Origin of the sequence: Bradyrhizobium sp. LCT2, from assembly GCF_009931255.1 — a bacterium.
In the GTDB taxonomy this organism is placed as follows: Bacteria; Pseudomonadota; Alphaproteobacteria; order Rhizobiales; family Xanthobacteraceae; genus Bradyrhizobium; species Bradyrhizobium diazoefficiens.
On record NZ_CP034432.1, the window covers coordinates 8809840 to 8832500 of the forward strand.

The window sequence follows — 22661 nt, forward strand, 5'->3', positions numbered from 1 at the left end:
TTATCTCGCCTGCTCGAGCTTGGCCGCCTTGGCGCGGTCGGACCACCAGATATCGGGAGCGCCTACGCCATTTGCGTAACGCGGCAGCTTCTGCGGATGACCGAATAGATCCCAATAAGCGAGCCGGTGCGTCTTGTTATACCACTGCGGCACCCAATAGCGGCCGGCGCGAAACAGCCGATCGAAGGCCCGGCAAGCGATCGTCAAGTCCTCGCGGTTGTCGGCCGCCATGATCTTCTCGATCATGGCGTCGATGGCCGGGCTGGCAACGCCGGCGAGATTGTACGAGCCCCTGGTGTTCGCAACCTGCGATGAGAAGAACGCACGCATGGCATCGCCCGGCGTCGCCGACATGCTGAAACGCTGGATCGTCATGTCGAAGTCGAAATCTTCCTGGCGCGCCTTGTGTTGCACGGCATCGACGAGGCGCACGCTCGCTTCGATGCCGAGCGTGCCCAGGTTCTTGATGTAGGGCGCATGGTGCGGCTGGAAGGAGGGCTCGTCCAGCAGGAACTCGATCCTGAACACGTCGCCGTTCGGCAGCACCCGTTTGCCGTCCTTGATCGGCACGCCGGCCTCGCTCAGCAGTTGCTGCGCCTTGCGCAACAGGCTTCGATCCTGCCCGGAGCCGTCCGAGACCGGCGGCGTGAACGGTGCTGCGAACACTTCATCGGGAACCTGACCGCGAAACGGCTCCAGCAGCTTCAGTTCTTCCGGCGAAGGCGCGCTGTCTCCCGCCATGAGATCGGAGTTCTGGAACGGCGATACCGTACGGGCATAGGCGCCGTACATGATGGTCTTGTTGGTCCATTCGAAGTCGAAGGCATTGATCAGGGCCTCGCGCACGCGCGGGTCTTTGAACTTCTCGCGCCGCGTGTTGATGAACCAGCCTTGCGCGCCGGACGGCGTGTCGTCGGGTACGGTTTCGAGCTTGACGCGATTATCTTTCACGGCCGGAAAGTCATAGCGTGTCGCCCAGATGCGGGAGGTGAACTCTTCGCGGTAAAGATAACTCTTGCCGGTAAAGCCCTCGAAGGCGACATCGCGATCGCGATAGAACTCATAGCGCACGACGTCGAAATTGTAGCTGCCGCGGCAAACCGGCAGATCGGCGGCCCACCAGTCCTTCACCCGCTCGTATTCGATGTAACGATTGACCTCGAACCTGCCGACCTTGTATGGACCCGAGCCCAGCGGAATCTCCAGCGACGTTTCGTCGAACGGGCGGGACGCATAGTACGCCTTCGAGAAGATCGGCAGGCTCGCGACATAGAGCGGCACGTCGCGCGCGCGTCCCTTGGCAAAGGTGACGACCAGCGTCGCGTCGTCGATCGCCTCCGCGCTGACCATGTCACGCATCTGCACGATGATCAGCGGATGGCCCTTGGTCTTCAGCGCCGTCAGCGAAAACGCCGCATCATGAGCAGTGAGCTTGGTGCCGTCGTGGAATTTCGCCTCGGGCCGCATCGTGAAGCGATAGACCAGCCTGTCCGGCGATATCCGCACGGATTTGGCGGCAAGGCCGTACATCGCGTCCGGCTCGTCGTTGGCGCGCACCATCAGCGGCACGAACGTCATGTCCATGCCTTGCGCGCCGTCGCCCTTCAGGATGAAGGCGTTGAGCGAGTTGAAGGTCTGATAGGACTGGTTGTACGCCTTCACCGACGGGATGAGCGAGAACGTGCCGCCCTTCGGCGCGTCCAGATTGACGTAGTCGAAATGACGGAAGCCGGCGGGATATTTGAGATCGCCGAATGCCGAAATGCCGTGCGCCTCGGTCCCCGCCTCCGAAGCGCGCGCGCCGCGCAGCAGCGGTGCGCCAAGGGATGCACCGAGGGCGCCGCCGGCACCCAAAACAAGCACATGGCGGCGTGACATCTGCGTCATGCGGGAAATGTCCTTCACGACTTCTTTGCGATCCGCGCCGCCTTGTCTGCGTCGTACCACCAGATGAACGGGAAGCCGGACTGACCGTATCTGGGCAATTCCGACGGCCGGCCGAAGCGGTCCCAGCGCGCGGTGCGTACCTTCGTATAGGTCCACTGCGGCACGACGTAGTGATTCCACAGCAGCACGCGATCGAGCGCCTTGGTCGCTGCGACGAGATCGTCGCGATCCCTGGCGTAGATCACCCGCTCGATCAGCTTGTCGATCGCCGGATTCTTGATGCCGGCAATGTTGCGCGAACCGGCGATGTCGGCCGTCTTGGACGACCAGAATTCGCGCTGCTCGTTGCCCGGCGACTGCGACTCGCCCCACGAGTTGGTGACGATGTCGAAATCCCACTCGCGTGTCCTGTTCTCGTACTGGGTGGGATCGACCGTCCGCACGCTGACGGCGATGCCGAGCCGCTCCAGCGACGGCTTGTAGAACAGCGTGATCCGCTCGAAGCTCGGATCGGAATTCAGCAATTCCACGGAGAACTGTGTGCCGGTCTTGACGTCGATCAGCTTGCGGTCGCGCACCTCATAGCCGGCCTCCTTGAACAGGCGCAGCGCCTCGCGCAGATTGTCGCGAACGGCTTCCGGACTGCCGCCAACCGGATTGGTGTAGGCCGTCGTGAAGACTTCGGGCGGGACCTCGGAGCGGACGGTTTCGAGGATCTCGAGCTCCTTGCCCTGCGGCAAGCCGGTCGCCATGAGATCTTCGATGCCGTCGAAATAGCTGCTGATGCGCTTGTACTGACCGTAGAATATCTGCTTGTTCATCTCCTCGAAATCGAACGCGTAGTTGAGCGCACGGCGCACGCGGGGATCGCTGAACTTGGCGCGGCGCAGGTTCGGCACGAAGGCCTGCATCACGCCCGAGCTGCGATTTGCGAACTCCTCGAGGATCACGCGCTTTTCGGTGACGGCCGGGAAGTCGTAGGCAGTCGCCCAGTTCTTGGCGCTGTTCTCGGTGCGCCAATCCACCTGGTCAGCCTTGAAAGCCTCGATCGCGACGGTGGCGTCGCGGAAATACTCGTAGCGCAGCTCGTCGAAATTGTTGCGGCCGACATTGGCGGGCAGGTCGCGGCCCCAATAGTCCTTAACGCGCTCGAGCGCGATCGATCGTCCGGCAACGAATTCCTTGACCCTGTAGGGGCCGGAGCCAAGCGGCACTTCGAGCGTGGTGGCAGAAACATCGCGCTTGCGGCCCTGCGCGTCCGTTCCCTCCCACCAGTGCTTCGGCAGGACCGTGAGCTGCCCGACAATCTGCGGCAGCTCGCGATTGCCCGGCGCGTCGAACACGAATTTGACCTCGCGCTCGCCGACCTTTTCGGCCTTCACCACATGACTGTAGTACGCCGAGTACATCGGATGGTGCTTCTTGAAGGAATCGAGCGAGAAGATCACGTCATCCGCGGTCACCGGCTTGCCGTCATGCCATTTGGCTTGTGACCGCAACCGATAGGTGACGAAAGAGAAATCGTCCGGGTGGCTGACGGCTTCGGCCAGCGCGCCGTATTCGGTCGAGACTTCGTCGAGCGCGGGCGTCAGCAGGGATTCGTAGATGAATGCGACGGCTCCGGAAACCTGGCCCTTCACACCGGAGACGACGATGTTGAAATTGTCGAACGTGCCGACCGCGATCTGGCGCGCGACCCCGCCCTTGGGCGCTTCCGGATTGACGTAGTCGAAGCGCTTGAAGTCGGCGGGGTACTTGACCTTTCCGAACAGCGACAACGCATGGCGCCAAGGGAACGCGCTTGAAGCCGCTTCTCCGGCAGATTGCGCCGCGGCCGTGCCGATGACGGGAACGCCCGCGACGGAACCGAGGGCGGGGAGCGCTACAGCCGCAGTGCCGGTGAGCAGGAGATCGCGTCGGGTAATGGCCAAATCAACATTCCTGTCTTGAAGGAGGCTACTCCTTTAAGTTCCCAATATAGGCGAGGTTTCGACGGAATATGTTGCTTTTTCCTCATCTTGGTAGTCCGCCGCGCCATTCGCTGCGGCCAAACGCCCCGATAACGACCTCGCGAGGCCCGGACAAGGAAACGGCCAGGCTTTTCAGCCTGGCCGCATATTCCAAGACGGGTTTTTAAGGCCTTACTTCGACGCCGTCGGCAGCGGCTTGGGATGCTCCGACAGCGAATTCAGATAGGCGATGACATCGGCGCGCTCGGAATCCTTGGGAATGCCGGCGAAGCCCATCGCGGTGCCCGGGATGAAGCCCTTCGGATTGGCGATGAACTTGTTGAGGTCGTCGAACGTCCAGGTGCCGCCCTTGCCCTTCATGGCCGCCGAGAAGTTGAAGCCATTGCGGCCCTCGCCCCGTGCCTCGCCGACGACGCCATAGAGGTTCGGACCGACGCGATTCGGACCGCCCTTCTCGAAGGTGTGGCAGGCGCCGCACTTCTTGGCGGCGGCAGCGCCCTTCTCGACCGAGGCGGTCTGGAGCAACTTCTCAATGGGTTCGGAAGCCGCAGCGGCGGCGCCGCCTTCCTTGCCGTGGCCGGCGTCTTCCTTCACGGCGATCTCGAAGCCCGGCTTTTCCGGCATCTTGGGCGAGAACAGCGCATTCGCGGTGAAGCTCGTGACCAGCAGGATGAGACAGGTGCCGAGCACGGCACCGAGAATCTTATTCAGTTCGAAAGAGTCCATTTCCGGCCAGGCCCCACACCGCTGAGAAGGATTGAGCGGCCGGGCGGCCGCCAGGACGAGCCCCGGGAGAATCACACGTTCCTTGTCTTTCCCCCGAGTTTTGCCATTGAGATATCGGTTTGCCCGGGGTCTGGCAACCCGTATAAGCGACCCGGCTTTGAACCCGTCCCCACCCCATTTCTCGGCGCGGAAAACGCCCCGTTTCCAGGCTCTTGACCCGATGACCGATCCCCGCATCCTGGTGCTGATCCCGGCCCGCATGGCCGCCACCCGCCTGCCCGGCAAGCCGCTCGCCGATATCGCGGGCCTGCCGATGATCGTGCATGTGCTGCGCCGTGCGGAAGCCGCCGGCATCGGCCGGGTCGCTGTGGCTACCGACACGCCGGAGATCGCGGCCGTCGTAGCAGCCCATGGCGGCGAGGCCGTGATGACCCGCACCACACACCCCTCCGGCTCGGACCGCATCCACGAGGCCATGCAGAAGCTCGATCCCGAGGGCAAGGCCGAGATCGTGATCAATCTCCAGGGCGATTTCCCGACGATCACGCCGCAGACCATCCGCGAGGTGCTGCCGCCCTTTGCCGACCCCGCGGTCGACATCGTGACCCTGGCCTCGCAGATCCACACCGAGGAGGAGGACCTCGCGCCGAGCGTCGTGAAGGCCGTCGGCTCGCCGATCGGGCCGCGGCGGCTGCGGGCACTATATTTCACCCGCGCCACGGCCCCTTACGGCAACGGACCGCGTTACCACCACATCGGCCTTTACGCCTACCGCCGCGCTGCGCTGGAGCGGTTCGTGTCGCTGCCGCCTTCGCCCCTAGAACTTCAGGAAAGCCTGGAACAACTCCGGGCGGTGGAGGCCGGCATGCGCATCGACATCATGATCGTCGACAGCGTGCCCCGCGGCGTCGACACACCGCCCGATCTCGAAACCGCCCGCAGCATCCTTTCCAAATCCTGAGCCGCTGCTACAAGGCCGATCATGAGCAAGCTGAAAATCGCATTCCAGGGCGAGCCTGGGGCCAATTCCCACATCGCCATTGTCGAGGCCTATCCCGACGCCGAGCCGATGCCCTGCGCCACCTTCGAGGACGCCCTGTCGGCAATCTCGTCGGGCGAAGCCGATCTCGGCATGATCCCGATCGAGAACTCGGTCGCCGGCCGCGTCGCCGACATCCATCACCTCCTGCCGGCCTCCGGCCTCTTCATCATCGGCGAATGGTTCTTGCCGGTCCGGCATCAGCTGATGGCGGTGAAGGGGGCCAAGATCTCCGACATCAAGTCCGTCGAGAGCCATGTCCACGCGCTCGGCCAGTGCCGGCGCATCATCCGCAAGCTCGGCATCAAGCCGATCGTGCACGCCGACACCGCCGGCAGCGCACGCGACATCTCCGAGCGCAAGGACAAGACGGTCGCCGCGATCGCCTCGCGTCTGGCCGCAAAGATCTACGGCCTCGACATCCTCGCCGAGGATATCGAGGACGAGGCCCACAACACCACGCGCTTCGTGGTGCTGGCGCGTGAGCCGAAATGGGCCGCGCAAGGGTCGGGCCCGCTGGTCACCACGTTTGTCTTCCGGGTGCGCAACTTGCCGGCCGCGCTCTACAAGGCGCTCGGCGGCTTTGCCACCAACGGCGTTAACATGACCAAGCTCGAGAGCTACATGGTCGACGGCAATTTCTTCGCCACGCAGTTTTATGCCGACGTCGACGGCCACCCCGAAGACAAGGGCCTCGCCTTCGCGATCGAGGAGCTGAAATTCTTCTCGCGCGAATTCCGCATCGTCGGCGTGTATCCGGGGCACCCGTTCCGCGCGACGTTCAGCGAGACGCAGCAGGATTGATGCCGTCGTTCCGGGGCACGCAAAGCGTGAACCCGGAACCTCGAGATTCCGGGTTCGATGCTTCGCATCGCCCCGGAATGACGGTGAGTGCTTACGCCGCCTTCGCCAATCCGAACGCCGCCGCCAGCAGCGAATACGACTTCTTTCGCGCCTCGTGGTCGTACACCGCCGTGATCACCATCAATTCGTCCGGCTTGCTGGAATCGATCAGCGGCTGGAGCTTCTTCTGCACGGTCGCAGGGCTGCCGACGAATAAGCGCGAGCGGTTGCGGGCGATCGAGATGCGCTCGGCGTCGGAGTAGGGATAGGCCAGCGCCTCCTCGACGCTCGGCAGCGGCAGATACTGGCCGCGGTCGCGGCGGAGGCGATTGAGGTCGAAGGATGTCGCGAGCTTTTCAGCTTCCTCGTCGGTCTCCGCCGCGATGACGGCGACGGCAAGGATCGCGTGCGGCGTGGCGCGCCAGGCCGAGGGCTGGAAGCGGTTGCGGTAAGGCACCATCGCATCGATCGCATCATGGGACGCAAAATGATGCGCGAAGGCGAAGCCCATGCCGACTTGCGCGGCAAGCTCCGACGAATAATCGCTGGAGCCGAGCAGCCAGATCGGCGGCAGCTTGGTGTCGTCGGGCATCGCGACGACGTTGTTGTAGGGGTGCCCTGACGGAAATTCTCTCGTCTCCCACAAGATCAGTTCGTGCAGCCGCTCCAGAAAATCGTCGCCCTCGCGGCGATCGAGCCGGCTGCGCAGCGCGTAGGCCGTGGCACCATCGGTACCGGGCGCGCGGCCGAGGCCCAGGTCGATGCGGCCGGGAAACAGCGCCTCCAGCATCTTGAAGCGCTCGGCCACCACCAGCGGCGCGTGGTTGGGCAGCATTACCCCGCCGGAGCCGACGCGGATCTGCTTCGTCACCGCCGCGATCTGCCCGATCATCACGTCGGGCGCCGGGCTCGCGACGGAGGCGAGGTTGTGATGCTCGGCGAGCCAGTAGCGGACATAGCCGAGCCCATCGACATGCTTCGCCAGATCGATGCTGTTGCGCAGCGCCGCGGCGGGTTTTGTGCCTGTGGTGACGACGGAGAGGTCAAGGACTGAGAGCGGGATCATGGCGCGCTAACGTAGTGGAGGGCTGCGCGGCGGCAATGGGCAGACAGCGCAGGTCTGGCGTGTGCGGACCGCGAGCCGATACGCCCCGCCAAACGAAGCGTTGGGACAGACGACATTGGCGTGACGGCGAATTCCATCCTGCCCATCGCGACGATCAACCATCTGACTACCGCAATTCGAGATATACTATTGATTTTACATAATTTATTGAATTGACGCACTTCCCACAATTCATTCCGAAGGCACAAAAATTCAACCCACCTCGGGCCAAGTGGGCCATTTCCCATCCCCGATGGGCTGTCGAGTGCGACCGCGTTGGCTTATCTTAGCGGCTCCTGATCTAGACCTGACCGCAGGCCGCGAAGACCTGGAGTGAGTGGTGCCATGACTGATCTGACGAAGCCTGCGACAGCCGACGGGCACCTGAAGCGGCCTGCGATCTCCTTCGAGTTCTTTCCGCCCAAGACCGAGGAGATGGAGCGCAATCTCTGGGAGACCATCAACCGGCTCGCCCCGCTCGACCCGAAATTCGTCTCGGTGACCTACGGCGCCGGCGGCTCGACCCGCGAGCGCACCCATTCGACCATCGCCCGCATCCTCAAGGAGACCGCGCTGCTGCCGGCCGCGCACCTGACCTGCGTCGGCGCCTCGCGCGGCGAGATCGACGAGATCGTCGACCGCTACCACGAGGTCGGCGTCCGCCACATCGTAGGCTTGCGCGGCGATCCGCCCGGCGGCATCGGCACGCCCTATTCCAGCCATCCCGACGGCTACCAGAGCTCCGCCGATCTCGTCGCGGGCATCAAGAAACGCCACGCCGACATCGAAGTGTCGGTGTCCGCCTATCCCGAGAAGCACCCCGAAGCGCGCGATTTCGACGCCGACATCGACACGCTGAAGGCCAAGGTCGATGCCGGCGCGACCCGCGCGATCACGCAGGTGTTCTTCGATAACGACCTCTACTTCCGTTATCTCGACCGTGTCCGCGCCCGCGGGATCAACATCCCGATCGTGCCGGGCATCATGCCCATGCACAATTTCAAGCAGGCGAGAGCCTTCGTGACGCGCGCCGGCACATCCGTGCCGGACTGGCTCGCGGAGAAATTCGAGGGCCTGGACGACGACGCCGAGACCCGCAAGCTGGTGGCCGCGACAGTTGCCGCCGGCCAGGTGCAGAAGCTGGCGAAGCACGGCGTCGACACCTTCCATTTCTACACCATGAACCGCGCCGATCTCGTGTTCGCGATCAGCCATTTGCTCGGCATTCGCGCCAAGAGCGCGCAGAAGGCGGCGTAAGACAACATGACCGTACCCACCTCTCCCAAGCGAACTGCCCTGCTCAACGCCGCGCACGAGCGTATTCTTGTGCTCGACGGCGCCATGGGCACGATGATCCAGAACCTCCAGCTCGACGAGGCCGCCTTCCGCGGCGAGCGCTTCAAGAACTTCCACCGCGACCTGCGCGGCAACAACGATTTGCTGATCCTGACCCAGCCGCAGGCGATCGAGGACATCCACGCCGCGTACCTGCGCGCCGGCGCCGACATCGTCGCGACCAACACCTTCTCCACCACGTCGATCGCGCAGGCCGATTACGACCTCACCGACATCGTCTACGAGATGGCGCGCGAAGGCGCCCGCCTCGCCGGCAATGCCGCAAGGCGCGTCGAAGCCGAGGACGGCAAGCCGCGCTTCGTCGCCGGCGCCATCGGCCCCACCAACCGCACCGCCTCGATCTCGCCCGACGTCTCCAACCCCGGCTACCGCGCCGTCACCTTCGACGATCTGCGCAAGTCCTATGGCGAGCAGATCCGCGGCATGCTCGACGGCGGCGTCGACCTGCTGCTGGTCGAGACCATCTTCGATACGCTGAACGCCAAGGCGGCGCTCTACGCCATCGCCGAAATCACCGAAGCGCGCGGCATCGACATGCCGGTGATGGTGTCGGGCACCATCACCGACAAATCCGGCCGCCTGCTCTCGGGCCAGATGCCGGAAGCGTTCTGGAATTCGGTGCGGCACGCAAAACCCGTCACCATCGGCTTCAATTGCGCGCTCGGCGCCGAAGACCTGCGCGCGCATATCGCCGATATCGGCCGCGTCGCCGATACGCTGGTCTGCGCTTACCCCAATGCCGGCCTGCCCAACGAGTTCGGCCAGTATGACGAGACGCCGGAATACATGGCGCGCCTGGTCGGCGAGTTCGCGCGCGACGGCCTCGTCAACATCGTCGGCGGCTGCTGCGGCACCACGCCGGACCATATTGCCGCAATCGCCGCGGCCGTTGCCCCGCACAAGCCGCGCATCGTGCCGGAGATCGAGCCTCGCTTGAGGCTCTCCGGTCTCGAGCCCTTCATCCTGACGGACGCCATTCCCTTCGTGAACGTCGGCGAGCGCACCAACGTCACGGGCTCCGCCCGCTTCCGCAAGCTCATCACCGCCGGCGACTACACCGCCGCGCTGCAAGTCGCGCGCGACCAGGTCGAGAACGGCGCGCAGATCATCGACGTCAACATGGACGAGGGCCTGCTCGACTCCGAAGCGGCGATGGTGACGTTCCTCAACCTCGTCGCCGCCGAGCCCGACATCGCCCGCGTCCCCGTGATGGTCGACAGCTCGAAATTCTCCGTGATCGAGGCCGGCCTGAAATGCGTGCAGGGCAAGCCGGTCGTCAACTCGATCTCGATGAAGGAAGGCGAGGAGAAGTTCATCCACGAGGCCAAGATCGCCCGCCGTCATGGCGCGGCTGTCGTGGTCATGGCCTTCGACGAGGTCGGCCAGGCCGATACGTTCGCGCGCAAGACCGAGATCTGCAAGCGCGCCTACGACATCCTGGTGAACCGCGTCGGCTTCCCGCCCGAGGACATCATCTTCGATCCGAACATCTTCGCGATCGCGACCGGTATCGAGGAGCACAACAATTACGGCGTCGACTTCATCGAGGCGACGCGCTGGATCCGGCAGAACCTGCCCGGCGCGCACATTTCTGGCGGTGTGTCCAACCTCTCGTTCTCGTTCCGCGGCAACGAGCCGGTGCGCGAGGCCATGCACTCGGTGTTCCTGTATCACGCCATCAAGGCCGGCATGGACATGGGCATCGTCAATGCCGGGCAGATGATCGTCTATGACGACATCGATCCCGAGCTGCGCCAGGTGTGCGAGGACGTCATCCTCAACCGCGACCCCGGCGCATCCGAGCGCCTGCTGGCGCTTGCGGAAAAATTCCGCGGCAACAAGACCCAGACCAAGGAAGCCGACCTCGCCTGGCGCGAATGGCCGGTGGCGAAGCGGCTGTCGCATTCGCTGGTGCACGGCATCACCGAGTTCATCGAAGTGGATACCGAGGAAGCCCGCAAGGCGTCGTCGCGTCCGCTCGACGTGATCGAAGGCCCGCTGATGGCCGGCATGAACGTGGTCGGCGACCTCTTCGGCGACGGCAAGATGTTTTTGCCGCAGGTGGTAAAGTCCGCCCGCGTCATGAAGCAGGCGGTGGCCTGGCTGATGCCGTTTATGGAGGAAGAGAAGGCGCGCAACCTTGCCAACGGCATCGGCACGGAAGGCTCCTCGTCCGCCGGCAAGATCGTGCTCGCGACCGTCAAGGGCGACGTCCACGACATCGGCAAGAACATCGTCGGCATCGTGCTCCAGTGCAACAATTTCGAGGTCATCGACCTCGGCGTGATGGTGCCCGCCGCCAAGATCGTCGAGACCGTGAAGGCGGAGAAGGCCGACATCGTCGGCCTGTCCGGCCTGATCACGCCCTCGCTCGACGAGATGGCGTTCTTCGCCGGCGAATTGCAGCGTGAGGGCTTGAAGCTGCCGCTGCTGATCGGCGGCGCCACCACGAGCCGCGTGCATACCGCGGTCAAGATCGACCCGAGCTACCGCGCCGGTCCCGTCGTGCACGTCAACGACGCCAGCCGTGCCGTCGGCGTCGCCTCCGCGCTGCTCTCGCCGGAGAAGCGCGTGGCCTATGCCGCCGAGGTGCGCGCCGAATACGCCAAGATCTCCGACGCGCATCTGCGCGCGCAGGCCGACAAGAAGCGGCTGAAGCTGGCAGACGCCCGCAAGAACCGCGTGCCGGTCGATTTTGCCGCGAACAAGCCGGTGAAGCCGACCTTCCTCGGCACCAAGAGCTTTGACGCATACGATCTCGCCGAGCTCGTGCCCTATATCGACTGGACGCCGTTCTTCCAGACCTGGGAGCTCGCCGGCCGCTTCCCCGCGATCCTCGACGACGCCAAGGTCGGCGAGGTCGCGCGTTCGCTCTATGACGACGCGCGCAAGATGCTCGACCTGATCGTCAAGGAGAAATGGTTCCGGGCGCGCGCCACCGTCGGCTTCTGGCCGGCGAACGCGGTCGGCGACGACATCGTGCTGTACGCCGACGAGAGCCGGACCAGGCAGATCGCCACGCTGCACACGCTGCGCCAGCAGCTCGAAAAGCGCGAGGGCCGTTTCAACGCGGCGCTCGCCGACTTCATCGCGCCGGTTGACACGGGCGTGCCCGATTATGTCGGCGGCTTCGTCGTCACCGCCGGGATCGGCGAGGATGCGGTCGCCGACCGCTTCAAGATGGCGAACGACGACTACTCCTCGATCCTGTGCAAGGCGCTGGCCGATCGCCTCGCCGAGGCCTTTGCCGAACGCATGCACGCGCGCGTGCGCCGCGAGTTCTGGGCCTATGCGCCGGACGAGGCGCTCTCCTGCGACGATCTGATCCTGGAAAAATACCAGGGCATCCGTCCCGCGCCGGGCTATCCCGCGCAGCCCGATCACACCGAGAAGGCGACGCTGTTCGAGCTGCTCGATGCCGAGGCCACGGCCGGCGTGAAGCTGACCGAGAGCTTTGCGATGTGGCCGGGCTCCTCTGTGTCCGGACTCTATTTCGCGAACCCCGAGAGCTATTATTTCGGCGTCGGCAAGATCGAGCGCGATCAGGTCGAAGACTACGCCGCGCGCAAGGGCATGACGGTCACGGAGGCCGAGCGTTGGCTCGCGCCGGTGCTGAACTACATCCCTGCGCGAGAGGGGACCGACAAGGCCTTCGCGGCGACGCCGGCGAACGACGAGACGTCAAAGGACCTCGCCTCGCATCCGCCGGGCTGCACTTGCGCGGTGCACCTCGTCTGGCAGAAGAAGCGCGCGGGGGCGGGATAGACCCGCCTTTAAATCAAAAATGCGAAAACAACCCCATGCACAGTAGGGATGGGGTTGAAAGGCCTGAGGAATTTCGGTCTTGCCGAAGCGACTTGCGACGTCGGGCAAAACACCAGTAATATGCGATCATCGTCCACCGTGACTGTCGTCGTCGGTTGGAAGCGCGCACCACACCTTCGGTGTCGTCCTGGCGGAAGCCAGGACCCATACCGCGTGATCCATCGGTGGGTATCGCTAGCAATACCGAACAACGAATCTTCGCCAAACTGCTCCCTGGGGTAATGGGTCCTGGCTTTCGCCAGGACGACATTGGGGAGCCTACATGTAGCGCCAACCGCTGCACGAATTCTTGAACGCGGTGCCCCTTGGCAGCGCTCCGCCTCAACGGCCCACGCATCAACGGAACCCGCCTCGTGTGAACTCGTTCACTTGTCCGCTCAACCTTGATTCGCTAATCTATCGGCCTACTACCTTCAAACCGACGGTTTGCTTGGGATCGAACATATGAACCAGTTCATTGCACTGTTCGTCGCCGCGATCGCCCTTGTCGTCCTGCCCACGATTGCCGCGGCGGACTGTCCGAAAGGCTACGTGCCATGCGGCGAACGAAGTCAGTTGTGCTGCCCGGGAAAGTAACCAGCCGCAAATGGCTTTGGCTTGGTAGCGGGGTATTTGTCGCGATCGGCCTGGTGATGGTCGCAGTCTGGGCCGGATTCCCGCGCAAGAAGCAGACGATCACGGCCATCCTCTCCGAGACCGGATATTTCGAGGTGGTGCCGCCGAGCACGTTCGGCGGTCCCGGCACGATCAACACGATCGAGTATCTGAGCAACGGCCGGCTGGAACTGCATCCGACCTGCGATGTCGACCCTGCGCTCCTGGCCAGCAAGATCCAGAAATCACGGACCGTCGACCGGGACTTGAAGCAAACGCTCGAGAAGAAACTCGACGTCTCGGCCGAGGTGAGGGAGAAGCTGTCGGCTGTCGCCGGGATGCAGCAGGTCGAAGCGGTCAACCTCAAGCTCGAGAACGCCAACATCCTGCTGATTTCCGACGAGTCGCTGATCTCGACCCGGAACGCATTGCTGAAGGCGGAGTGCGAGGACGCGGTGGCCCAGAACGTTTCGAGTGGCGGCGTCGTATGCCAGACGCGGTCCGTTCTGGAGGCCGATGTCGTCTACGAGATCAAATATCACAACAAGATCTCGATGGAGGAGAAGGCCAAGCTGACATCCGAGATCGCAGCGAAACTCGACCTGGACGTCCATCAGGGCGCGGACGACAAGGTGTCCGGCTCTCAATTGTTCTTCGGCATAAGACTGTCGCCCAATCCGATCGTCCTGAACACCGCGGCTGGCGAGATCAAGCCCTGTTCGCGGAAATAAGGCCTGCGTTCCGCGCTTCATCCCCTCGGCGGCAGGGCAATCGCATTTAAGGCCGTTGCGCTGCGGCCCATCCTTCGAGACGCCCGCCTTTGGCGGGCCCTCAGGATGAGGACGGAGTGCGCGGCAGCAATTTCGACCGGCAAAGATGCCGCTCAGCCTCATCCTGAGGAGACCGCTGGAAGCGGTCGTCTCGAAGGACGAGGTGTGCGCTCAGGCCTCCGCCAGGAAGTCACATGCGATAGCACTGCCTTCGGCGGCACCAGCGGTTGCATGATCTCCCGAAAAGGCGGCAGTGCCGTGAACGCAACGCGCGCTCGCCGCGACCAATGGCGATCGCCGCCGAGGAGCCGGGAATCGGATGCTGGACGCCCAACAATTGATGTGGACGCAGATTGCCGCCGGCATCTCGGTGCCGCTGTTTGGATTGATGCTGTTCAATCTGGTCCGCATGCGGGGCCGGATGCAGGCCGCGCGGAGCTGGGACAAGGTGGAGGGCATCATCACGATCTCAAGGGTCGATCAGCCGGCGACGCACGCCTCGGACGATCGGAACGACGCCAAGCCTGTCATCCGCTATCGCTATCAGGCCGGCGGCCAGGAGCTGGAAAGCGACAAGGTCTTTGTCGGCGGCCCCGCCATCACGACGAGGGTACTGGCCGCAAAACTGATCGGACGATATCCGGTCGGCGCGCATGTCGACGTCCATGTCGATCCGAAGCAACCGACCGAGGCGTTGCTCGAACCTGCTGCCGCGCAGAACGTCGCGGCACTGGTGGCGTTCACAATCGTGTACGGCTTCATTGCCACCACCCTCACCGCGCATTCGCTCGCGGGTCACGTGCTCTACACAAACAACGGCGTTCCGCTGTTCGCGTTCGCGTTGCCGATCATCGTGCTCGTAGGCGGCGTGTTCTGCGTCGCAGAGTATGTCCGGACGCGCCGGCTGGCGAGCGCCAGCCTGCGCTGGCCGACCGCGGCTGGCAGGGTCACCCGTTGCGACGTGATCGAGGAAATCATCGAGGAGAAGAGCGACGACGACGACAAGTCCCGGTCCAGCAAGCTCCAGCACCGCTATCAGGTCGACCTGCGCTACGCCTACAGGGTCGACAAGCGCGACTTCATCGGCACCGAGGTCGATTGGGGCGGCACCATGATCTCCGGGCTGCGCGAGGTCGCCGAAAAGGCCGCAGCGAAATATCGTCCCGGGCAGAACGTCAAAGTTTATTACGATCCGGAACGACCGGGACATGCGGTGCTGGAGCCTGCGAGCCGGGAGGGCGCGCTGGGGCCGCTGATCGGTGCCGCGGTCTGCGCGGTCGTCGGAGGTCTTTTCCTGACAATCCTGATCAAGGTCGGGTTCGCATAGAGGCGCTTGATGCGGCTCACCCCTTCGGCGGTGCCAACGGCTGCACGATCTCCTGGAATGGCGTCAGCGCCTCGCAGCGCTCGGCATGCGCCGCGAGCGCCGGATAGCGCGCCGCGTCGAACAATTGCGGATGCGCCTCGCGGGTAAAGCGCACGACGCAGGCCACCGCGATATCGGCGTGGCCAATGCGGTCGCCCAGCCAGTATGGCGTCGTCACCTTGGCGCGCTCGGCGTCCAGCACGCCGAGCACGTCGCCGATCTGCGCCTGGCAGCGCTCGACCCACAGCGCAAGCTGCTCCTTCCGCAGCACGCGCTCATAGAGCAGGCTCACCGCCTTGTCGCCGAGACCGGAAGCGAGCGCGCAGATGCGCAGGTGCTGTCGTCGCTCGGCGCCGCTGCGCGGCAGCATCGCCTTGCCCTCGCCGACCAGCTCATCGAGATATTCGAGGATGATCGCGCTCTCGATCAGCGCCTCGCCGTCGTCAAGCACCAGCGTCGGGACGCGGCGCAGCGGATTATAGGGCGCGATCTTGTCGGCATCGCCGAAGGTGGACCACGGCCTGTGCTCGAAGGCGAGCCCGTAAAGCCGCAGCGCAATCGCGACGCGGCGGACGAAGGGGGAGTCGTATTGGCCGATCAGGAACATGGTTCGCGCTCACTCGTTGGAACACGGCAGGGCCGGTCAGTTTCCACGACAAGATCGGCTCGGCGCAAGAAAGAAGATGGAAATGGAGCATTGCGTCGGGTGCAACGTCGCCTGCAGCAACATCTGCGCGATCAAAGGCCGTCCTGGATCGAGCGCTTGATGGCGGCGATCGCGGTTTCGTTGCGCCTGTACATCGTCCACTGCTTGATCCGCTTGGCGCGCACCAGCTTTGCGGCGGTCAGGACCCGCATGTGCTCGCTCAGGGTCGGCGCGCTGACACCGAGCTTCTCTGCGATCAGCAATCCGCAGACGCCGTCATCGACCAGATCGCCATCGGCCTGCTCGCGAAAATGCTTCCGCGGATCCCGCAACCAGTCCAGGATCTGCAGGCGGCGCTCGTTGGCCAGCGCGCGCAGGGCGACAGTGACTTTCATTTAGCCATTTTGCTAATTACCTAATTGATGTCAACTCTCCGATGCGCTATAGGGAACGGCATCATGACAGCGACAATGGACATCACGCGGGAGCGGATTGCGGCGACCGAGGTCGTCATTCGTCCGCACATAAGGCGCACGCCACTCGTTATGGCCGATCTTGCCGATTTCGGCCTGCCGGCGGCGCCCATCACGTTCAAGCTCGAGATGCTGCAGCATTCCGGATCCTTCAAGGCGCGGGGCGCTTTTGCCAACCTGCTGCTGCGGCCGGTGCCGGAGGCGGGCGTGGTCGCCGCATCCGGCGGCAATCACGGGGCGGCGGTCGCCTATGCGGCGCAGCGGCTCGGCATCCCCGCCACGATCTTCGTGCCCGACATCACCTCGCCAGCTAAGGCCGAGCGGATCAAGGGGAATGGTGCGAAACTCGTGATCGCGGGCAGCCGCTACGCCGATGCGCTCGCCGCGAGCGAAGCGCATGTCGCACGGACCGGTGCGATGGCCGTTCACGCCTACGACCAGGCCGAAACCCTGCTCGGCCAGGGCAGCGTCGCCCTGGAGCTGGAGCAGGACGCGCCCGGCATCGATACGCTGCTGGTGGCGGTTGGCGGCGGCGGCCTGATCGGCGGCATCGCGGCGTGGTACGCTGGCAGGACGCGTGTTGTTGCGATCGAGCCGGAGCAGTCACCGACCCTGCACGCCGCTATCGCGGCGGGAGCACCGGTCGATGCGCCGGCCGGCGGCCTCGCCGCCGACAGCCTCGCGCCGCGGCGCGTCGGTGAATTGATGTTCCCGATCGCGCAGGCCCATGTCGAGCGGGTCGTTCTGGTCAGCGACGAGGCGATCCGACAGGCGCAGGCAGCGCTGTGGTCGAGCCTGCGTCTCGTGGCCGAGCCCGGCGGCGCAGCCGCATTTGCCGCGCTACTGTCCGGCCGCTATCGTCCCTCACCCCGCGAGCGCGTCGCAGTGCTGCTCTGCGGCGCCAACACCACGGCGGTGAAGTTCGACGGCTAGTCTCAAGCGGGATTGCATGATCGGGCTCCGCGCCGTCGTTCTGGCATCGACCCTGCTTCTGTTGATCGGAGCCGGCGCCGCAAGCGCCGAGGACCGCCCGATCGGCTTTCTGGCGCCGTCGAAAAACATCGTCTGCCAGTTCTTCATCGACAACGGGCAAGGCGTGCTCCGCTGCGACATCATGAACATGGAGACGCGCCCGCGCCGGCCCGCTGACTGCGATCTCGATTACGGCCACGCCTTCGAGATGAGCGCGAAGGGCAACGCGGAGCGCATCTGCGCCGGCGACACGGTGATGGACCCATCGCTGCCGGTGCTCGCCTATGGCGAGGTGTGGCGGCGGGCGGGGTTCACGTGCCGCTCGGAGCAGGCGGGGCTGACCTGCTTCAACGCCATGCAGCACGGGTTCTCGCTGGCAAGGGGGAAGCAGGAGTTGTTTTGACGAGCCGTAGCCCGCATGGAGCGGAGCGGAATGCGGGGAAACCGCCCCGGATTTCGCTGCGTTCCATCGGGCTACGAATTCGCGGCTTGCCGTCATTCCGGGGCGCGCGGAGCGCGAACCCGGAATCCATCGTGCACCGTCTCATGCGGACAAAATGGATTCCGGGCTCGCGCCAAGTGGCGCGCCCCGGAATGACGGCGAGGAGCGAGGCGTAGCGCGCATGGAGCGGAATGCGGGGACATCGTCTGGGATTACGCTTGGCTCCGTCGGGGCTGCGGCGCCATCACGCGTTGATGTGCCGATTCGAAGAGCGAGGGCGGCGCCCACACTCCGTCATTGCGAGCGCAGCGAAGCAATCCAGGATCTTTCCGCGGAAACAGCCTGGATTGCTTCGTCGCAATAGCTCCTCGCAATGACGGTGGGGCGGCAGCCGCGCACTATTCGATAATCGGCACGTGCTTCGCCGCCATCCGCGGCGCCGTGCCATCGAGACGTGGATCATCGGCGATCTCGATCTGGCGGCGGAAGGGGCGGAAGCCGGAGCGCTGATAGAATTCGACGGCGGAGGGATGGTCGAAGGTGCAGGTGTGCACCCAGACGCGGTGCAGCTCGCGCGACCAGGCCAGCTCCAGTGCGCGGTTCATCAGGAAGCGGGCGGCGCCCGTCCCGATCAGGCCGGCGGTGACGCCGAAATAGACCAGCTCGCACTGGCCGGCCTCGCGGAAATCCAGCTCCAGCAGGCCCTCGTCGCGGCCGTCCGCGACCAGGGCGTAGACCTCGACGCCCGGCGCGTGGATGATTGCGGCGAGCTCGGCATCATTCATGCGCGGCCGCGAGAACCACAGCCAATCCTCACCGACGCGGCGGAAGAGGTCGCGATACCAATGAAGCGCGGGCGCGTCGGCCTTGCGCAGGGTCCAGGCGCCGGGCGGATCGTCACGGCGCGCAGGAGGTGCGGTCATCTCAAGATGCGTGACGACGGCGGCGATCTTGCCGGCGGGGATGTCGGAATAGCCGTCGGGGAGGATCATTCGTGCTTGTTCCGATTCATCGCGAGAGGCTCCAGAGCGGCGCTACACACTCCATTGTCGTCCCGGACAAGCGTAAGCGCAGATCCGGGCCCCATAACCACGACTGTTCGTGGCGCGAAGACGCCCACTCCGAGCTTTCGCAAACCTTCTCTCTGCGGGTATGGGTCCCGGCCTTCGCCGGGACGACCATAGTGTTGGGGCCGCGTTCCTTCTCCGCACTTTCATCGCGGCTTTAGGCGCGCTCACGCCCCCTCGTCGCTCGCCAGCACGCCCTTCACCGCTCGCGCCCAGCCCGCGAGCTTCCGCTCGCGCGTTGCCTCGCTCATGTTCGGCTTGAAGCGGTGCTCGAGGCGCCAGTTGTCGGCGAATTTGGTCGGCTCGGGATAGACGCCCGCATTGAGGCCGGCGAGATAGGCGGCGCCGAGCGCAGTCGTTTCCTGAATCACGGGGCGATCGACCGGCGCGTCGAGGAGATCGGCGAGGCGCTGCATGGTCCAGTCCGACGCGGTCATGCCGCCGTCAACGCGCAGCACGACGCTGGCGGTTTCCGAGCTCGGCCAGTCGGCGCGCATCGCGGCCCAGAGGTCGAAGGTCTGGTAGCAGACGCTTTCCAGCGCGGCATGCGCGAGCTCGGCAGGTCCCGTGTTGCGGGTGAGGCCGAACAGCGCGCCGCGCACGCGCGGATTCCAGTAGGGCGCGCCCATGCCGACGAAGGCGGGGACCAGATAGACGCTCTGCATGGAGTCGGACTGATCAGCAAGAGGTCCGGTCTCGGCGGCGTGCTTGATGATGCCGAGGCCGTCGCGCAGCCACTGCACCGCGCTGCCGGCGACGAAGATCGAGCCTTCGAGCGCGTAGGTGCGCTTGCCATCGAGCTGATAGGCGACCGTGGTGAGCAGCTTGTTCTTCGACACCACCGGCGTGGTGCCGGTGTTGAGCAGCGCGAAGCAGCCGGTGCCGTAGGTGGACTTCATCATGCCCGGGCGGAAGCAAGCCTGGCCGATGGTCGCGGCCTGCTGGTCGCCGGCGATGCCGGAGATCGCGATCGCGCCGCCGAACAGGTCGGGCACGCTCTCGCCGAAGCGGGCGGACGAATCCTTCACCTCGGGGAGCATCGAACGCGGCACGCCGATGATCTCCAGGAGCTCGTCGTCCCACTGGCCAGTGTGGATGTTGAACAGCAGCGTGCGCGAGGCGTTGGTGGCGTCGGTGGCGTGGACCTTGCCGCCGGTGAGGCGCCAGAGCAGGTAGCAGTCGACGGTGCCGAACATCAGCTCGCCGCGCGCGGCGCGGGCACGCGCGCCGGGGACGTGGTCGAGGATCCAGGCGACCTTTGTGCCGGAGAAATAGGGATCGATGATCAGGCCGGTCTTCTCGGAGATCACAGGCTCGCGGCCGTCGGCCTTGAGTTTCGCGCAGATGTCGGCGGTGCGGCGGTCCTGCCAGACGATGGCGCGGTGCACGGCCTGCCCAGTGGCGCGGTCCCACACCACGGTGGTCTCGCGCTGGTTGGTGATGCCGATCGCGGCGATATCCTTCGCGCTGATGCCGGCCTGCGCGATCGCATCGCGGCAGACCATCACGGTCGAGGTCCAGATGTCCTCCGGCTCGTGCTCGACCCAGCCCGAGGCCGGAAAATGCTGCGGAAACTCGGCTTGCGCACGCGCGGCAATCGAGATGTCGCTGCGGAACACGATCGCGCGCGAGGAGGTGGTGCCCTGGTCGATGGCGAGGACGAAAGACATGGTAGCTACCTTGGCGTTTTCCCTGAGGGGTCGTTGTGTCGCGCCAAAGGGAGCGGATTGGAGCGGGAAGGTCAAGATTGGATGAGCGCGCCGACAAACTCCTTCGTCGTCCCGGCGCAGGCTGGGACCCATACCCCCAGGGAGAAGTTGCGGAGCTAGCCGGTAACCACGAGTCTTCGCCAAGCGCCTCCCCGTGGTTATGGGACCCGGCCTGCGCCGGGACGACTCGGGGAGATACGTCGCGAAAATTCCTACACCGCCGGGGTGGTGACGCCGCCGTCGATGACGATGGTCTGGCCGGTCATGAAGCTCGACGCGTCGGAGGCGAGGTAGGCCACGGCACCAGCGATCTCGTCGGGCTCGCCGATGCGGCGCAGCGGCGTGGTGGCGGTGCGGCGCTTCAGCATGGCTTCGTCTTCCCACAGCGCGCGGGCGAAGTCGGTCTTGACGAGGCCGGGCGCGATGCAGTTGACGCGGACGCCTTTCGGGCCCCATTCGCCGGCGAGCGAGCGGCACAGCGCAAAGTCGGCGGCTTTCGAGATGCCGTAGGCACCGATCACGGTGGAGCCGCGCAGGCCGCCGATCGAGGAGATGATGATCACCGAGCCGTTGCCCCGCTCGGCCATCTGCGGGATCGCAAGCGCGGAGAGCCAGATGTTGCTCTTCACGTTCGAGCCCATGATCTTGTCGAAGGCCTCGTCGGTGATGTCGAGCAGCGGGCCGTAATACGGGTTCACCGCGGCGTTGCAGACGAGAATGTCGATCTTGCCGTAATGCGTGGTTGCGCCCGCGATCAGCGCCTCGACCTCGGCCTTGCGCGCGATGTTGCAGGGGACGACGATGGCATCGCCGCCGGCCGCGTTGATGCCGTCGGCGACCTCCTTGCAGGCGTCAGCCTTGCGCGAGGAGACCACGACCTTGGCGCCCAACCTGGCCAGCAGCTCTGCCGAGGAACGGCCGATGCCGCGGCTCGAGCCGGTGACGATTGCGACCTTTCCGGTGAGATCGAACGGGGTGTTTTTCATTGTGCCTCCCAGACTCCGCTTGTTCAGACGACATCGCCCGGCCTGGACCGGGCGATGTGACAGCGGTGAGTGTGGCCGGCCTCGTGCAATCCGTCGAGGGGCAGATGTAGCGCTGACGGAGGCTTCGCCTGGCGGCTCAGTTCTGGTCGTCGCCGAGCGCTGCGACCAGCTTGTCGTAATACTTGCCGACCAGCTCGATGTTGCCCTTGTTCTCGATCGCCGGCGCCGGCGTCTTCAGCGCCTCGTTGAGCTCGCCGATGGCTTCCTTCTTGTCCTTGGCCGGCATCTTCTTGTCGGCCTGGATCTGCGCGATCTGCGCCTTGATCACGGCTTCGGTGCCGACATATTTCTTGGTCGCGGGATCGAAGCCTCCGAGCACCAGGCTGATATTGTCGACGACGTTGTTGTAATCGTCGTAGCCGGCGAAGCCGTTCTTCTTGGCGACGCCGTCGAGCTGCGCGATCACCTTCTGATCGGGCGCGGTGTTTTCGGGAAGCTTTTCCGTGATCGCATCCATGTCCTTCTGCGCGGCGAGCACGCCGTCGAGCTGCTTGTCGGTTAGCGCGACCTGCTTGAGGCTCGGTGCCTGCGCGGGCGCGGCCTGCGGGGCCGGCGCGGTCTGCTGCTTGGCTTGCGCGAACGCGGTGCCGGAGGAGGCAAGCGATGCTGCGGACAGAAGGCACGCGACGCCGAGCGCGGTGAGGGCGGGACGAAGCAATGCTGGCATAAGAGTCTCCTCCTGAAGGGGGCTGGCTGGTTTTGGCGCTGGAAAGCTAGGGAACCTGAAATGAACTACGCATGAACTCCGCGTGGCTCTGCTAGCGGGAGATCATGGCTGAATGATCACAACCCGGTGGAGGCGGCGGCGATCACCAAACATTGTCC

18 protein-coding genes are annotated in these 22661 nt (G+C 64.7%); 8 read left to right on the forward strand and 10 right to left on the reverse strand.

Annotated features, from left to right (window positions below):
- From EI171_RS41620 to EI171_RS41630, 3 genes are all read right to left on the reverse strand, one after another.
- Complete coding sequence (locus EI171_RS41620) at positions 1 to 1887, reverse strand: extracellular solute-binding protein (RefSeq protein ID WP_161536627.1); 1887 nt, start codon at positions 1885 to 1887, stop codon at positions 1 to 3.
- A 14-nt stretch (positions 1888 to 1901) separates the two neighbouring features.
- Entirely contained in the window at positions 1902 to 3818 is a 1917-nt protein-coding gene (locus tag EI171_RS41625; protein WP_161536628.1) for an extracellular solute-binding protein, read from the reverse strand.
- 210 nt (positions 3819 to 4028) lie between these two features.
- Entirely contained in the window at positions 4029 to 4583 is a 555-nt protein-coding gene (locus EI171_RS41630) for a cytochrome c family protein (RefSeq protein ID WP_011084240.1), read from the reverse strand.
- 220 nt (positions 4584 to 4803) lie between these two features.
- Between EI171_RS41630 and EI171_RS41635 the strand changes: the two genes are divergently transcribed.
- Together EI171_RS41635 and EI171_RS41640 are read left to right on the forward strand one after the other, a co-directional pair.
- The gene (locus EI171_RS41635) at positions 4804 to 5544 is read left to right on the forward strand and encodes a 3-deoxy-manno-octulosonate cytidylyltransferase (RefSeq protein ID WP_011084239.1); all 741 of its coding nucleotides are present in this window, start codon (positions 4804 to 4806) and stop codon (positions 5542 to 5544) included.
- A 21-nt stretch (positions 5545 to 5565) separates the two neighbouring features.
- The gene (locus EI171_RS41640; protein ID WP_011084238.1) at positions 5566 to 6426 is read left to right on the forward strand and encodes a prephenate dehydratase; all 861 of its coding nucleotides are present in this window, start codon (positions 5566 to 5568) and stop codon (positions 6424 to 6426) included.
- Positions 6427 to 6517: 91 nt separating this feature from the next.
- Here the strand turns inward: EI171_RS41640 and EI171_RS41645 are convergent, their stop codons facing one another.
- Positions 6518 to 7531 (reverse strand): LLM class flavin-dependent oxidoreductase, encoded by a 1014-nt coding sequence (locus EI171_RS41645; RefSeq protein ID WP_161536629.1) that lies wholly within the window; start codon positions 7529 to 7531, stop codon positions 6518 to 6520.
- Between the two features lie 384 nt (positions 7532 to 7915).
- On the opposite strand from EI171_RS41645, the gene metF reads away from it, so the two are divergent.
- The 4 genes from metF (at position 7916) to EI171_RS41665 (ending at position 15442) form a co-directional block, all read left to right on the forward strand.
- Positions 7916 to 8827: a methylenetetrahydrofolate reductase [NAD(P)H] gene (gene metF, locus EI171_RS41650; RefSeq protein WP_161536630.1), complete on the forward strand. Its 912-nt coding sequence runs from the start codon at positions 7916 to 7918 to the stop codon at positions 8825 to 8827.
- 6 nt (positions 8828 to 8833) lie between these two features.
- Complete coding sequence (metH, locus tag EI171_RS41655) at positions 8834 to 12691, forward strand: methionine synthase (RefSeq protein ID WP_161536631.1); 3858 nt, start codon at positions 8834 to 8836, stop codon at positions 12689 to 12691.
- 596 nt (positions 12692 to 13287) lie between these two features.
- Entirely contained in the window at positions 13288 to 14076 is a 789-nt protein-coding gene (locus EI171_RS41660; protein ID WP_161536632.1) for a hypothetical protein, read from the forward strand.
- A 358-nt stretch (positions 14077 to 14434) separates the two neighbouring features.
- Positions 14435 to 15442 carry a DUF3592 domain-containing protein gene (locus EI171_RS41665; RefSeq protein WP_161536633.1) on the forward strand — a complete coding sequence of 336 codons (1008 nt, stop codon included), beginning with the start codon at positions 14435 to 14437 and terminating at the stop codon, positions 15440 to 15442.
- Positions 15443 to 15458: 16 nt separating this feature from the next.
- Here EI171_RS41665 and EI171_RS41670 read toward each other — a convergent pair whose 3' ends face one another.
- Both EI171_RS41670 and EI171_RS41675 read right to left on the reverse strand, forming a co-directional pair.
- Positions 15459 to 16088, reverse strand: a complete 630-nt coding sequence (locus EI171_RS41670; RefSeq protein ID WP_161536634.1) for a glutathione S-transferase family protein — start codon at positions 16086 to 16088, stop codon at positions 15459 to 15461.
- 131 nt (positions 16089 to 16219) lie between these two features.
- Positions 16220 to 16522: a helix-turn-helix transcriptional regulator gene (locus EI171_RS41675; RefSeq protein ID WP_011084231.1), complete on the reverse strand. Its 303-nt coding sequence runs from the start codon at positions 16520 to 16522 to the stop codon at positions 16220 to 16222.
- A 27-nt stretch (positions 16523 to 16549) separates the two neighbouring features.
- On the opposite strand from EI171_RS41675, the gene EI171_RS41680 reads away from it, so the two are divergent.
- Together EI171_RS41680 and EI171_RS41685 are read left to right on the forward strand one after the other, a co-directional pair.
- Positions 16550 to 17533 (forward strand): threonine/serine dehydratase, encoded by a 984-nt coding sequence (locus tag EI171_RS41680; RefSeq protein ID WP_161536635.1) that lies wholly within the window; start codon positions 16550 to 16552, stop codon positions 17531 to 17533.
- Between the two features lie 16 nt (positions 17534 to 17549).
- A complete protein-coding gene (locus EI171_RS41685; protein ID WP_161536636.1) occupies positions 17550 to 17975 on the forward strand; it encodes a DUF6636 domain-containing protein in 426 nt (141 codons plus the stop codon).
- A gap of 437 nt (positions 17976 to 18412) precedes the next feature.
- Here the strand turns inward: EI171_RS41685 and EI171_RS41690 are convergent, their stop codons facing one another.
- The 4 genes from EI171_RS41690 to EI171_RS41705 form a co-directional block, all read right to left on the reverse strand.
- A complete protein-coding gene (locus EI171_RS41690; protein ID WP_161536637.1) occupies positions 18413 to 19006 on the reverse strand; it encodes an N-acetyltransferase in 594 nt (197 codons plus the stop codon).
- Positions 19007 to 19248: 242 nt separating this feature from the next.
- A complete protein-coding gene (gene glpK / locus EI171_RS41695) occupies positions 19249 to 20751 on the reverse strand; it encodes a glycerol kinase GlpK (protein ID WP_011084227.1) in 1503 nt (500 codons plus the stop codon).
- Positions 20752 to 21002: 251 nt separating this feature from the next.
- On the reverse strand, positions 21003 to 21776 hold the full coding sequence (locus tag EI171_RS41700) for an SDR family NAD(P)-dependent oxidoreductase (RefSeq protein ID WP_161536638.1): 774 nt from the start codon (positions 21774 to 21776) through the stop codon (positions 21003 to 21005).
- Positions 21777 to 21912: 136 nt separating this feature from the next.
- Positions 21913 to 22503 (reverse strand): hypothetical protein, encoded by a 591-nt coding sequence (locus tag EI171_RS41705; protein ID WP_161536639.1) that lies wholly within the window; start codon positions 22501 to 22503, stop codon positions 21913 to 21915.
- Positions 22504 to 22661 lie beyond the last annotated feature (158 nt).